This is a genomic window from Opitutaceae bacterium (genome assembly GCA_041395105.1).
GTDB lineage: Bacteria > Verrucomicrobiota > Verrucomicrobiia > Opitutales > Opitutaceae > B12-G4.
Map to the genome: position 1 here is coordinate 299822 of JAWLBB010000004.1, position 12864 is coordinate 312685.

The 12864-nt window shown below is 61.7% G+C and carries 13 protein-coding genes; 5 read left to right on the plus strand and 8 right to left on the minus strand.

Features of this window, described 5'->3' with window-relative positions; translation table 11 throughout:
- The first annotated feature begins 20 nt into the window (after window positions 1-20).
- Window positions 21-770 (plus strand): sulfite exporter TauE/SafE family protein, encoded by a 750-nt coding sequence (locus R3F07_14945; protein MEZ5277675.1) that lies wholly within the window; start codon window positions 21-23, stop codon window positions 768-770.
- A 2-nt stretch (window positions 771-772) separates the two neighbouring features.
- A complete protein-coding gene (locus R3F07_14950; protein ID MEZ5277676.1) occupies window positions 773-1360 on the plus strand; it encodes a crossover junction endodeoxyribonuclease RuvC in 588 nt (195 codons plus the stop codon).
- Here R3F07_14950 and R3F07_14955 read toward each other — a convergent pair.
- The 4 genes from R3F07_14955 to R3F07_14970 all read right to left on the minus strand — a co-directional run bounded on the left by R3F07_14955 (window position 1335) and on the right by R3F07_14970 (window position 6536).
- Window positions 1335-2249 (minus strand): exosortase/archaeosortase family protein, encoded by a 915-nt coding sequence (locus tag R3F07_14955; protein ID MEZ5277677.1) that lies wholly within the window; start codon window positions 2247-2249, stop codon window positions 1335-1337. The genes R3F07_14950 and R3F07_14955 overlap by 26 nt on opposite strands.
- A gap of 112 nt (window positions 2250-2361) precedes the next feature.
- On the minus strand, window positions 2362-3303 hold the full coding sequence (locus R3F07_14960; GenBank protein MEZ5277678.1) for a calcium/sodium antiporter: 942 nt from the start codon (window positions 3301-3303) through the stop codon (window positions 2362-2364).
- A 33-nt stretch (window positions 3304-3336) separates the two neighbouring features.
- Window positions 3337-4824: a TonB-dependent receptor gene (locus tag R3F07_14965; GenBank protein MEZ5277679.1), complete on the minus strand. Its 1488-nt coding sequence runs from the start codon at window positions 4822-4824 to the stop codon at window positions 3337-3339.
- An 80-nt stretch (window positions 4825-4904) separates the two neighbouring features.
- Window positions 4905-6536 carry a carbon starvation CstA family protein gene (locus tag R3F07_14970; protein MEZ5277680.1) on the minus strand — a complete coding sequence of 544 codons (1632 nt, stop codon included), beginning with the start codon at window positions 6534-6536 and terminating at the stop codon, window positions 4905-4907.
- Window positions 6537-6670: 134 nt separating this feature from the next.
- Here R3F07_14970 and sppA point away from each other — a divergent pair, with 134 nt between their 5' ends.
- A complete protein-coding gene (gene sppA / locus R3F07_14975; GenBank protein ID MEZ5277681.1) occupies window positions 6671-8476 on the plus strand; it encodes a signal peptide peptidase SppA in 1806 nt (601 codons plus the stop codon).
- Between the two features lie 33 nt (window positions 8477-8509).
- Window positions 8510-9049: a putative Fe-S cluster assembly protein SufT gene (gene sufT, locus R3F07_14980; GenBank protein ID MEZ5277682.1), complete on the plus strand. Its 540-nt coding sequence runs from the start codon at window positions 8510-8512 to the stop codon at window positions 9047-9049.
- A 55-nt stretch (window positions 9050-9104) separates the two neighbouring features.
- Here sufT and R3F07_14985 read toward each other — a convergent pair whose 3' ends face one another.
- The 3 genes from R3F07_14985 to R3F07_14995 all read right to left on the minus strand — a co-directional run bounded on the left by R3F07_14985 (window position 9105) and on the right by R3F07_14995 (window position 11411).
- Window positions 9105-10178, minus strand: a complete 1074-nt coding sequence (locus R3F07_14985; protein MEZ5277683.1) for a tRNA-dihydrouridine synthase family protein — start codon at window positions 10176-10178, stop codon at window positions 9105-9107.
- Between the two features lie 97 nt (window positions 10179-10275).
- Window positions 10276-10659: a hypothetical protein gene (locus tag R3F07_14990; GenBank protein MEZ5277684.1), complete on the minus strand. Its 384-nt coding sequence runs from the start codon at window positions 10657-10659 to the stop codon at window positions 10276-10278.
- 35 nt (window positions 10660-10694) lie between these two features.
- Window positions 10695-11411: a pirin family protein gene (locus tag R3F07_14995; protein ID MEZ5277685.1), complete on the minus strand. Its 717-nt coding sequence runs from the start codon at window positions 11409-11411 to the stop codon at window positions 10695-10697.
- Between the two features lie 84 nt (window positions 11412-11495).
- Here R3F07_14995 and R3F07_15000 point away from each other — a divergent pair, with 84 nt between their 5' ends.
- Window positions 11496-12383: a LysR substrate-binding domain-containing protein gene (locus tag R3F07_15000; GenBank protein MEZ5277686.1), complete on the plus strand. Its 888-nt coding sequence runs from the start codon at window positions 11496-11498 to the stop codon at window positions 12381-12383.
- On the opposite strand, the gene R3F07_15005 is transcribed toward R3F07_15000, so the two are convergent.
- Window positions 12346-12852 carry a hypothetical protein gene (locus R3F07_15005; protein MEZ5277687.1) on the minus strand — a complete coding sequence of 169 codons (507 nt, stop codon included), beginning with the start codon at window positions 12850-12852 and terminating at the stop codon, window positions 12346-12348. The two genes, R3F07_15000 and R3F07_15005, sit on opposite strands and share 38 nt — an antisense overlap.
- Window positions 12853-12864 lie beyond the last annotated feature (12 nt).

The following is a 12864-nucleotide window of genomic DNA, read 5'->3' on the forward strand; positions in this document are numbered from 1 at the left end:
TTGCCCGGGGATCAGCTGTCTTGAGTTTTGAAGCCTGGCAGTGGTCGCTGCTCGTTCTGGGGGCAGTCACGATCGGGATGGCCAAAACGGGCATACCCGGTCTGGGCATCATGTTCGTGGCCATTTTCGCCAATATCATGCCGGCGAAGACGGCCACCGGGCTGGTCCTGCCGATGCTCATCCTGGCTGATGTCGTCGCGGTGTTCTTTTACCGTCGTCACGCGGTGATCAAGTACGTGATCAAGCTCTTCCCCTGGACGGCGGCCGGGGTTGTTCTGGGGACCGTCGCCCTGGCCTACGTGGACAACCAGGAGGCGCGCCTCATGGTCGGCATCATCCTGATCGTGATGATCAGTCTGCATGTCGTGAAAGAGTGGGGACAGGCCGGTCGCAAGCTGGAGAGCGAGGTGGTCGATCATGCGGTCTGGTTCGCCCCTCTTATGGGGATCGTCGCGGGTTTCACCACCCAGGTGGCCAACGCCGCGGGACCGGTCATGATTCTCTACCTTCTGGCCATGCGGTTGCCGAAGATGGAATTCATGGGCACAGGTGCGATCTTCTTTCTCGCGCTCAACGTATTCAAGGTACCCTTCATGGTCGGGCTCGACATGATCACGCTCGACAGCCTGACCATCAACCTGCTCCTCGCCCCGGCCATCCTTCTGGGTACGCTGCTTGGAAGGCTTGTCATCCAGCGGATCAACCAGAAGGCCTTCCAGAATCTTGCAATCGGGCTGGCCTTTGTGGCCTCGATCAAGTTGCTTTTCTAGCCATGGCACGGATGACATCCCGCCAACTCTGGGCGGCCAAGCTGGCGGGCAAGGCCATGCCGGGACGGGTGGTCGATCTGCCTTCAGCCGTCCGGCGTCCCTTCAACGGGAGAATTCTCGGGGTGGATCCGAGCCTTCGGGGGACGGGGTTGGCGGTGGTGGAATTTCGCCCGGGCGCGTCCCCGCTCCTGCTGCATTGCCGGACGTTGTTGATGAAGAAGACGGTTTCGATGCCGGAGTGCCTTGCGGGAATTTACCGCGGAATCGCCGAGGCCCTTGACACCCACTCGGTTGAGCACGTTGCCCTGGAACAGACGATCTATGTGCAGAACTTTCAGACCGCCCAGATTCTGGGGGCAGCCCGGGGGGCGGCCATTGCGGCGGCCGCGGTGGCCGGGAAGGCCGTTTTTGAGTATCCGCCGCTCCGGGTGAAGCAGGCGGTCGTCGGGGTGGGGCGGGCGAGCAAGGAGCAGATGGCCCGGACTGTCATGGCCATGCTCGGTCATGGTGCCACCCTTGCCTACGACGAGGCTGACGCGGTCGGCGTGGCCCTTTGCCATGCCTTCACCTGGCGCGAGACCGGGGTTTGAAGGCGGATCGCAGGAAGGCGGGTCCGGAAGGAGACACGATCCACCAGGTCAAACCGATGCCGAGCCAGAGGGCCACGGTTCCGATGACCTCGTGAAGAAGCGTGTAGTGGTCCGGGAAATGCGGTGCGGTCATGCAGATGGCGACAATCCGGATCAGATTGAGGAGAAGGCCGATGAGGGCTCCGGAAAGGACGAGGGCGATTCTCCAGTACCAGGGTTCCCGACTGGTCAGGACAACGAGAAAAGCGAGAAGGGCGCAGGACGTGAGGAGTCCGAACCCGTTGCATTCGGTGGCGACGTTGAAGGGGGTACCGTCAACCAGGAGGATGACCTGCGGCACGTTTCCGCCGTCGATCATTCCAAGAGCGGTTTCGTAGTGGAGTGACTGAAGAATCTGACCCGCGCCGATCCCGGCGAGTTTCCTCAGGGGAAGATCGAGGAGGGGAAAGAGAACGACGATGATCAGAAACGCGGCGAAGCCGGTGGTCAGTTTCAGGCAGAGTCTGAGGTGTTCGTCCCCGACGAGGAAGACGGCGCCTCCGATGAAGGCGATCAGGAATCCCAGGAGCAGAGGAAGGGGGCTTCGCAGGAGAATGGCGAGGGCGCCCATGAGGTAGGCTGCGGCGACAAAGGCGAGGCTTATCCGACTCAGTTTGAATCGGAGCGATATTGCCTGGCGTTCGCGCCAGAGGGTCACGGCAAGGGCTGCGCCCAGAATGAGGATCGAGTACTGAACCTGATCGCGTGAAACGGTCTGTTCCGCCAGCCAGTGAAAAACCGGAAGGAAGACGGCCGCGGTCAGACCGAAGAGAATCAGCCCGGTCAGCAAATCGGGATAGCGACCGGGAGCTTTGGTCTTGGGTGCCGGGTCCCTCTTGAAGTCAGCCATGTTTCAGGATTCGGTGGGTGATATCCCGGAGGGCGTTCATTTGAACCTGGACCGGTTATTCCAGATTACTCCGGGGCAGGCGGGGGGTGCCAGCCGAAACAACAGAGGGGAATCAGCCAAGGGCGGTCGAGACGATGTAGCCACCATAGCAGGCTAGCAAGAGGGCACCTTCGAGACGGTTGAGAACGAACCCGCTGCGCATGAGCGGAAGGAGAACGGCGGTCAAGGCGATCATCACCGCGATGTCGAAGCGTTCCACCCCGGACATGCCAAGGGGGCGGACGAAGGCGGAGATCCCGAGAACGGCGGTCAGATTCATCAGATTGGACCCGATGGCGTTGCCGATGGCGATATCTCCATGACCGCGCCGCGCGGCCATCACGGTGGTGGCCAGTTCCGGAAGGCTGGTCCCGAAGGCAACCACGGTCAGGCCGATGACCGCTTCGCTGACGCCGACACTGGTTGCGAGGTTGACGCCCCCGAGAAGCAAAAGCCTGCCTCCGGCGATCAGCCCGACCAGTCCGCCCAGAAGATGAAAGCCGGTTTTCCAAGGACTGAAGGCCGACCTGTTCAGTTCGTCCTGATATTCCCGGTCTGCTTCCGGACTGTGCGCCGTCCGGCTTTCGTGGAGATTGAAGAGCAGGTAGGCGACGAGTGCCGCCAGGAGTAGGGATCCTTCAATCCGGCTGATGGTTCCACCGATCATGGTCAGCGGAATGAGCAGGGTGGCTCCCAGAAGGATGGGCAGGTCCTTCCGGAGCAGTTTGAGCTGCACGGAGATCGGCCGCACGAGAGCCCCGATGGCGAGGATCAGGCCGATATTGCAGATATTCGAGCCGATCACGCTGCCGACCGCGATCCCTCCGTTGCCGTCAATCGCGGCCTTGATGCCGACGACGATTTCCGGGCTGCTGGTTCCGAAGGCGACCACGGTCAGGCCGACCACCAGCGGGGTGATGCCCATTCTCAGGGCAAGGGCGACCGCCCCGCGGATCAGGAATTCAGCTCCGAGACAGAGGAGGGCCAGGCCGGCAAGGACAAAGAGGATATCCATCGAGCAATCCAGGTATCTATCTTACGGGTACAATCACCCGTTCCAACCGAAGAGCTTCCCGGTCTTGATCGCGGCCACGGCGGGGGCAGGCACGCTGGATTCCCAGCCGGGTTGGCCGGTCTCGATCAGCCGGCGGACATTGCCGGCAAAGGTGTCGAGCACGGAAGGATCGTAGGTGTCGAGGCTGCGGATGTATCCGCGGGCGAGCAGGTGGTGGTGAAGGTGGCGCAGGGTTGGTTCCACCTGGAGGTTGGCGGTGGTGATGACGGCGGCGCCGTCATCAGCCCGTGGCGCCTCGATAGCGCGCAGGCCCTTGGCGACGGCGTCCACCGCTTCCTGCTCGAACGCGCGGCCGGTATCGGCGAGTCTCGGGTAGACGAGAAGGCTGACCTTGTTCTTGAAGAGGCGTCCCATCGCCTCGAGGATTCCTCCGTCGAGTTTGTCGTAATAGCCCTCCTGGTAGACATCGAGGAGGTTCTTGATCCCCATGACGATGCCGATCGGTTCGTTGGTGAACCGCCGGAAGTAGCTGGAGAGCCGGAAGTATTCGAAATAATTGGACACAAGGACCTGGTGTCCGAGGGCGGTCAGGGTGTCGATCCGGCCGAGGAAATCGTCGTAGTCGACCTCGCGCTCCTCCGGCTGGGGCATCATGGCCAGTTCATAGGTTGTCACGGGGGCGGGGCCGCCGGGCCGGGTATCCTCGAAAAGCCGCCCCGCGCAGCGCATCATGTCCTCATTGACCCGCGTGACGGGGCGGAAGCTTCCCCGCTGGATGATGACGGGCTTCTTGTGAAAGACCTCCGAAGCCAGCTCAACGCTGCCGCCGGGACCGAAAAGGACGGCGTTGGTCAGCTCGTTCTGAACGAGGCGCAGGTTGATGCGCCGATGGTCGACCCGGGTGAAGGCGGGGCCCTTGAACTCGATTGAATCGACCTCGATCCGCTCCGCTCCGCAGTTCTCGATCAGGGAGGGAACGGCTCGTTCGGGGTCGCCGGACTGGTAGAAGGCAGCGTAGAGGAGATTGACCCCGGTGATCCCGATGGCCTGCTGCTGGAGCAGGGTGGCGCGGTCCCACATCCGGACGTGGATGATGAGATCGCTGGGTTCGGCCTCGGGGTGATCCTGGAAGCGGAGGCCAAGCCAGCCGTGGCATTCATTGTCACCGCGATAGTTGAGGGCGGCCACGGTATTGGCGAAGACGAAGAATGAGGTGGTCTTGGAGCGCGATTCCCACAGCCGTTCACGGAGCAGGCTGTATTCATGGTCGAGCATGGTCTCGAGCCGCTCGCGGGAGACGTAGCGCCGACTCTTGCCGTAGATGGCATCGCTGAACGCCATGTCGTAGGCTGAGATGGTTTTGGCCACCGTACCGGATGCGCCGCCGGCCCGGAAAAAGGCGCGGGCCACCTCCTGTCCGGCCCCGATCTCGGCAAAGGTCCCGTAGCGGTGCGCATCAAGGTTGATGGTCAGCGCTTTGCGGTTGGTGGTGAGAAGGTGGCTGCCGGTGTCGGGAGGCATTCGTGTTTTCGGAAGATGGAACTCGGATTCTGGAACTGAGGGTCGATTGCGTTTGAGATCGAGCGGCCCCCGTCCAGGCCCTACCTGCCGGCAGCCGCTTCAGCAGGGATCGTTCCATCCTTTCGCCAGAACAGCCCGAAGGACCGGTAGGAGACGAAGGCGCCGAGCAGAAACATGATCAGGCTGGTGACGCCGAGGAAGCTGGTCCATCCGTGATCGTGGGCCATGAAGAGAAGGGCCATCAGGGGCATGGCGAGCATGGCGACGGCCGGGACGATGACAAAGCCGGCCCTGATTTTCTGCGAACGAAGGAAAACGGCGAAGGTGACGAGGGCGAGTGCCGCCAGCAGTTGATTGGTGGAACCGAAGAGCGGCCAGGTCGCCTTCCATGCCGGCTGACCTCCGTAAGTCTGGAAGACAAAAAAGGCCGGAAGGATGAGGACGAGAACGGTGCCGAGGTAGCGGCTGGTCCGGTTGCGCCAATCGAACAGCTCCTCGATCAGGAAGCGGCACAGCCGGGTGCAGGTATCGAGCGTGGTGAGCAGGAAGGTGCTGACGGCAAGAAGGGCGAAATCCCGTGCGAGCGAACCGGCCAAGCCGAAGGGCATGAGGATCTTGCCAAGACCGGCGGCAAAGACGCTGATCGGGTCCCGCGCCTCCATGGCATTCAGGTCTGCGGTCGAGAGCACGGCAATCGTCCCGAGGGAGAGGGTTGCGAGGAGACCCTCGACCAGCATGCCGCCGTAGCCGACTTTCCGGATGTCGGTTTCCTTCCGGATCTGCTTTGAGGTGGTTCCGCTGGAGACAATGCTGTGGAAGCCACTGCAGGCTCCGCAGGCGATGGTGATGAAGAGTGCGGGCATCAGGTAGGCGGGAGAGGCGGATTCATTGACCCAGCCGGTGAAGGCGGCTGCTTCGATGGCGGGTCGGCCGATGAGTGCGCCGAGAATGCCCGTGATGAGGACCGCATAGAGGAAGAAGGAGCTGAGGAAATCACGCGGCTGGAGCAGCAGCTGGACCGGCATGACTGCGGCGATGGCAGCGTAGATCATGACGGCGGCGAGCCAGAAATTCTTGCTCAGGTCGGGCGTGGGAAAGTATTCGCCGACCACGAGTCCGAGGAAGGTCAGGGGGACGAAGATGATGATGGCGGTCGCGAAGGTCAGCCGGGTGCGGGCCACGAGGAATCCGAAGGCAAGTGCGACGAAGACGAACCATCCGGAGGCCGTGGCCACGACCGGCGAGGTCGTGAAGGTGTTGGCGGTGAGATCAACAAAGACCACCAGCACGTAGATGAGGGCGAAAAGTACGAAGATGATGAAGAGCCGGCCGGTCACCGGGCCCACCAGGTCCCGGCTGGTCGTGGCGATCGACTGTCCACGGTTGCGGATCGACATGAACATGCTCCCGAAGTCATGGACCCCGCCGATGAAAATCGAGCCGATGATGATCCAGATCCAGGCGGGTCCCCACCCGAAATAGATGGCGGCGAGGATCGGGCCGACGATAGGTCCGGTTCCGGCGATCGAAGAGAAATGGTGGCCAAAGACCACGCTGGCTCGGGTGGGCACGTAGTCGATCCCGTCGTTCATGGTTTCCGCCGGGGTCGGCCGGGAGTCATCCAGGCCGCAGTGTTTGACGAGAAACGTCCCGTAGAGGCGGTAGGCGATGTAGAGAATGATGCAGGTGGCGACGACCAGGGGGGCAAACATGGGGCGAGGTTGAAGGCGTATCGGATGGATTTCGAGGTTTTTGATGGAGATTCGCCCGGCTGAAGGGGTGTTCGGGCGGCGCAAAATGCGTTTCCCGCTTGAGAGTGGCCCTTCCCGGACGTTTAGTCCTGTCGATGAAGGACTTCTTCAAAATGTTGGCCGCCTGCTTCATCGCATTCGGCATGTGGATGGTCGCAGGCGGCGTTTTTCTGGTTCTCCTGGTCGGGGTCCTGGTCTCCGTGGGGGAGCATGAACCCGCTATTCCGAAAGGGGCGATGCTGGTCCTCGATCTTTCGGTAAATGTGACGGACATGCCCCAGTCCAGCGACGATCTCGCGATGCTCCGTGACGCGGTTGTCGGCGACAAGCCACCCTCCATTCATCTGCGCGGCCTGCTGTCGGCGCTTGAGGCCGCCTCGAAAGACGACCGGATCAAGGGTTTGTATATCCATGGATCCTTCCTGCCATCTGGAATGGGATCCGGCTTCGCCGCCCTCAAGGAAGTCCGGGCGGCGATCGTCCGCTTCAAGGAGAGTGGCAAACCGGTTCTGGCCTATCTTCGGTTTCCGGATACGCGTGACTTCTACATTGCTTCCGCGGCCGACTCGATTTCCCTGAATCCGATGGGGGACATCATCACCCCGGGCCTGGCGATCGAGCGTTTCTACCTGGCTGATTTCTTTGAGCGTTACGGAATCGGGGTCCAGGTCCCCCATGCCGGCCGTTACAAGTCCTACGGTGAATCGTATGTCCGCAGTGACATGAGCGAAGAGGACCGGCTGCAGAACCGGGCCCTTCTGAACGGGCTCTGGTCTGAATACCTGAACACGGTTTCGCTGTCCCGCGGCATCAGCGCGGCGAAGCTTCAGTCCGTGATCGACGAACACGCCAAGATCAGTCCGGAAATCGCCCTTTCAATCGGGCTGGTCGATCAGGTGGAACATTTCGGCAATGTTCTGGCCCGCCTGCGCGAGGCGACCGGGGTGGCTGATCCCTCCGAATCGTTCAAGCAGGTGGATCTCTCGGCCTACGTGCACGCTGTGGGTTGGGCGGCCGCGCCCTTGGAGTCCAGGGACAAGGTGGCCATCCTCTATGTGGAAGGAACCATTGTGGGCGGGGAAGGCCGAGCGGATCAGGCCGGGAGCGACCGGTTGGCCCGGGAATTGCGGAAAATGACTTCTGATGATACGGCCAAGGCGATCGTTCTGCGGGTGAACAGTCCGGGAGGTGCCGCCATCGCCGCGGACATCATCGCGGACGAAGTGGCCCGGGCCTTGGCCGTGAAACCGGTCGTTGTCTCGATGGGATCCTACGCTGCTTCAGGCGGTTATTGGATCTCAAGCCGCAGCAGTCGGATATTTGCGGAATCCAACACCCTGACCGGTTCGATCGGGGTGGTCGGGATGATTCCCAATATCGAGCGGCTGGCCAATGACCACGGCATCTTTTTCGACGGCGTGAAAACGGCCCGACATGCCGACATGTTCACACTTTCGCGTCCGAAGACAGACGAAGAAATGGCAATCCTTCAGTCCGGTGTGGATGATGCTTACAGCAAGTTCATCAGGCTGGTGGCCGACGGGCGGGGAATGGAGGAGGCCCGGGTGCGAGAGGTAGCCGAAGGTCGGGTCTGGACGGGGCAGGATGCCCTTGAAGTGGGCCTGGTCGATGAGATCGGTGGGCTCGAGGATGCGATCCGGCATGCGGCGGAACTGGCCGGCCTGACGGACTATGCGGTCGAAGATTATCCGGCCCCGCGGAGCCGGCTGGAGGAAATCCTGAAGCGCCTCGGTGGTGGAGGAGCTCCTCTGGCCTCCCGCTTTGAAGGCCGCCTCTCCCAGTGGGTCCGTGGTCGGATCGAGGATCTCGAGATGTTGGATTCACTCAGCGACCCGCGGGGGGTCTATGCCCTGTCGCCGATCGTTCGGATTGAGGAGTGACGCGTCCCATGCAGTTGCGGTAGGATGGTGCCCATGAGTCAGGAATTCGAATTGATCAGAGATTGTCCGGCCACTGTCATTCCCGCCGGGAACGTGGTGACGCTTCCCGCGGGGACGGTTGTTTACGTGACCCAGACACTGGGGGGCAACGCCACGGTTCGGACGGCGGAAGGGTTGTTTCGGATTGAATCGATGGACACGGACGCCCTTGGCGACGGGTTCGAGGTTTCCCGAGAGGACGAGGCAGAAGCGGACGGTGCCTTCAGTGAAGCGGCGGTCTGGGAGGCGCTCAAGACCTGCTATGATCCGGAAATCCCGGTCAATATCGTTGATCTGGGTCTTGTTTATGATCTGCGGGTGGAACCGGTTGCCGACGGCAAACACCGGGTCGAGGTCAAGATGACCTTGACCGCGGTCGGGTGCGGGATGGGACCGGTCATTGCGAATGACGCCCGGGCCAAGATCGAATCGCTCTCCGCGGTCGACAGTGCCGCGGTTGACATTGTCTGGGACCCGGCCTGGACCCCTCAGATGATCTCAACCGAAGGTCGCAGGATTCTGGGGCTCGAATAGCGGGTTGCCGGAGAATCCCCGGCGCTCCCCAACGGTCAGGCCAGAAGCGGGTTCCCTACCGTTCCGGTGACCCTTCGCGGCTCGGCCGGGCCACGACGCCCGGGAACGGTTCCGGCGCGAACCAGGGAGTGGCCGGGTCGAGCAGATGCCGGTCGCAGACTTCGAACAGTGCGGACTCCGTCTGGGTGCGCCGCATCTCGTGGAGGAAACGGCCATCGGGATCCACGCCCTGTCCGACGAAATTGAGGAACTTCTTCATCCGGCTGACGTGTGCGTTCTCCGGCAGGCCCGCGGCATCGGTTGCCCGGAAGAGGCGATCGACATAGGCCCGAACCTCGGACATCGGGATGGGCGGGAGCGGTTCGCCGGAGAAGTGTTTCCGGATCTGGGCAAAGATCCAGGGATTGCGGATGGCGGATCGTCCCACCATGACACCGGCCGCCCCGGTCGATTCAAGGACCTCCTGTGCTTTCCTGGCAGACGTGATGTTTCCGTTGGCCAGGACGGGGCAGTGGACGGCTTCGACGGCCTGCCGGATGCGGTCGTAGTGAACCTCACTTCGGTACATTTCCCGGACGGTGCGTCCATGCAGGCTGAGCAGGTCGACCTCGTGTTTGTTGATCAGCGTCAGGAGTCGCTCGAAGTGTTCGGTTGTCTCGAAACCGATCCGCATCTTGACCGTGAAGAGGCCATCAATTGACTCCCGGAGTGCACCGAGAATGGAGTCAACCTTGTCGGGATCCCGCAACAGGCCGCCGCCGACGTTTTTCCGGTAAACCTTGGGAGCGGGGCATCCCATGTTGAGGTCGATGCCCGCAACCGGGTGTGTCTTCAGTTCGCCGGCCGTACGCTTGAGGTGATCGATATCTTCACCGATCATCTGGGCGAAGACCGGACGCCCCGTTGCGTTTTCATCTATGGATCGCAGGATGTGCCGCTCGAGTTTTGAGGTCTGGGTGACCCGAAAGTACTCGGTGAAAAAGTAGTCCGGACATCCGCACCCATCAATCACCCGCATGAAGGCAAGATCGGTCACGTCCTGCATCGGAGCGAGGGCCGTCAATGGCTGCCCTTCCCGGACTCCCCGCGGCAGGGCCTGACGGGCTTGGACTGTGGGGGGAAAGATCAAGGGTCGCAACCAATCCGAGACCGATGGAAAGGGCAAGACGCCGATTCCAGGAAAGCTCCGATCGTTTTGGGGTTACGGCCGGTGTTGTCGATCCGCCCTATTTCGTGACCAGAGCGAGGAAAGCGGTCCGTTTCGTCCAGAGGAGGAAAAGCGCGAGGATGGCAAGAACGAGGGGGACGCCGAGCAGGCCCTCTCCGCCCATCAGGTAGAGGTGATAAGCGAGGATATTGATGAGGATCGGCCCGAGGATGAGGAGTCCGATCGAACGGGTTGCGGGCAGGAGGACGAAAACGCCTCCGGCGATCTCCAGTACTTTGACGAAGGCGAGGTAGCCGGTCACATACATGGCCCCCATGAACATGGCGGGCGGGGACCCCTCCGGCGGCATGGGCATCGGCAGGAACTGCAGGAAGAAATTGAGTCCGAAGACGATAAAGGCAAGCCCGAGGAGGGCGGCGGCGATGGTGGGGAGGTGCTTCATGGTGATGGAGTGATCCAGATTCTGGGGTTGGGGAGTCAGCCCAGATCAAAGAGCAGGGCTTCGGCCGGTTCAAGAGCTTTGAGTGTCAGGACGCCGGGATATTCCCGGCCGATGGCGTCTCCCTCTTCAAGGGAAAGGCCGTCCACCTCCAGTTTTCCCCGGGCCGTGTGCAGCCAGATACCGCGTCCCTTGGCCAGGTCATGGGTTATCGTCTGACCGGGCCCGAGGAGCACCCTGTAGACCAGGGCATCCTGTTGAATGGTGGCGGAGTCTTCCCTTCCGTCGGGCGAGATCACGAGGACTTTGGGCATTCCTTCATGCTCCGGTTTCGGGTGCCATTCGTTGTAGCTGGGAGTCAGGCCGCGCTCCCTGGGCTGGATCCAGATCTGCAGCAGGTGAAGTGGTTCGGAGTCACTCGGATTGTATTCGCTGTGAGTGACACCGCTTCCCGCGCTCATCAGCTGAATCTGTCCGGGTTTCAGCTCACGGCCATTGCCCATGCTGTCCTTGTGGCCGATGGCTCCCTCCAGAACGTAGCTGAAGATCTCCATATCGCGGTGAGGGTGGGTGGGAAAGCCCATTCCGGGAGCGACCCAGTCGTCGTTGATCACCCGGAGGGTGCGGAATCCCATATGGGCGGGATCGTAATAGTCGGCGAATGAAAAGGTATGGCTGGTCTTGAGCCATCCGTGGTCCGCGTGGCCCCGGTCGTCTGCTTTCCGGACTTTGAGTGAGTGGGTCCTGGTTGTCATGTTGTGATCATCGCACAGAAACCGGCTTCTGACCAATGCAAGGAAGTTTGCCTGAGACTGCCTTTCTGTTATGGGTCTGCGCCGATGGAACTCCGACAGTTGCGTTACTTCGTCGCGGTGGCGGAAGCCGGAACGATCAGCCGTGCTGCCGATCGGATCTTCCTGACCCAGCCGGCCCTGAGCCGCCAGATCAAGGCGCTGGAGGAGGAGATCGGTCAGTGCCTTCTGGAGCGCAAGGCACATTCGATCGAACTCACGCCCGCGGGTGAGACCATGTTGCAGGAGGCAAAGGAGCTTCTCGCCCGGGCCGATCATCTCCTGGAGCGGGTGAAGGCGGCGGGCAAGGAGATCCGTTTGCGGATCGGCTACGCTCCGACCCTCGCGGCCGGGCTCCTCTCGCCTGCCGTGGAGAGCTTTCGGCAGACCCATCCCGATGCGCGGGTGGATCTGTTCGACCGGTCGACGGAAGAGATGCTGAGCGGGTTGAAAAGTGGCGAACTGGACGCGGTGGTGACGGTGAAAGGTGCGGACACTTCTGCCGGCGTGGACTGGACGACCCTGATCCGTTCTCCCTGGCGATTGGCAATGGGCCGAGGCCACCCGTTGGCCGGACGCCGCTCGATCGAACCGGCGGATCTGGAAGGTGAATCCCTGCTGGCCTTCGCTCAGCGCGATTATCCCGAGTATTGGGAGCTTCTTGCCGAATGGCTGCGCGCGCACCGATTGCGTCCCCGGATTGAAGCGGAATATGACGGCGGGGAAAGCCTGGTGACAGCCATCGAGTCGGGCCTGGGGATTGCCATGGTTGTGCTGCAGGTGGCAGAGCGGTTTCCGAATCGCGTTGTTCTCAAGGCCGTATCCGATCCGCCACCTCCCCTTTGCATTGCGGTGGGTAGGCGTTCGAAGACGTCGGCGGAGAAGCCCCTGGCGGTCTTCATAGAAGAGTTGCGCCGAGTGGCGAAGATAGCCTGATGGCCGATGAAGGCGGGGTCGCGGCGACCGATATTGCGCCCGGTCGGGTCCTTTCGGGAAAGAGAGTCGTGATCTTCTGCCTGCGGTGGCTGAAGTATTTCAGGTGGCGGACCGGGCGATGCTGCCCCCAGCCAATCCAGGTCATGGGCCAACTGAAGATGCCGAGAAAATAGATGACAAGGAAGGTGAAATCGATTTCCCACCAGCGGTGCCCGTGATTGACCGAGTTCTGGCAATGGTGGTGATTGTTGTGCCAACCCTCCCCATGGGCGATAAGGCCGACAATGGCGTTGTTGCGGCTTTCGTCGCTGGTCGGGTGGTTCCTGTAGCCTTGGCGATGGGCGAGGGAGTTCACCATCCAGGTCGCATGCAGGACGAACAGCGTGCGGAAGCGGGAACGAAGTCCGCCGACGCCTATCAGCTGCCCGGTTGATTGTTCTTCTCGAGTGGCCCTGGATTCGGTGTTCATCGATTCGTGGCG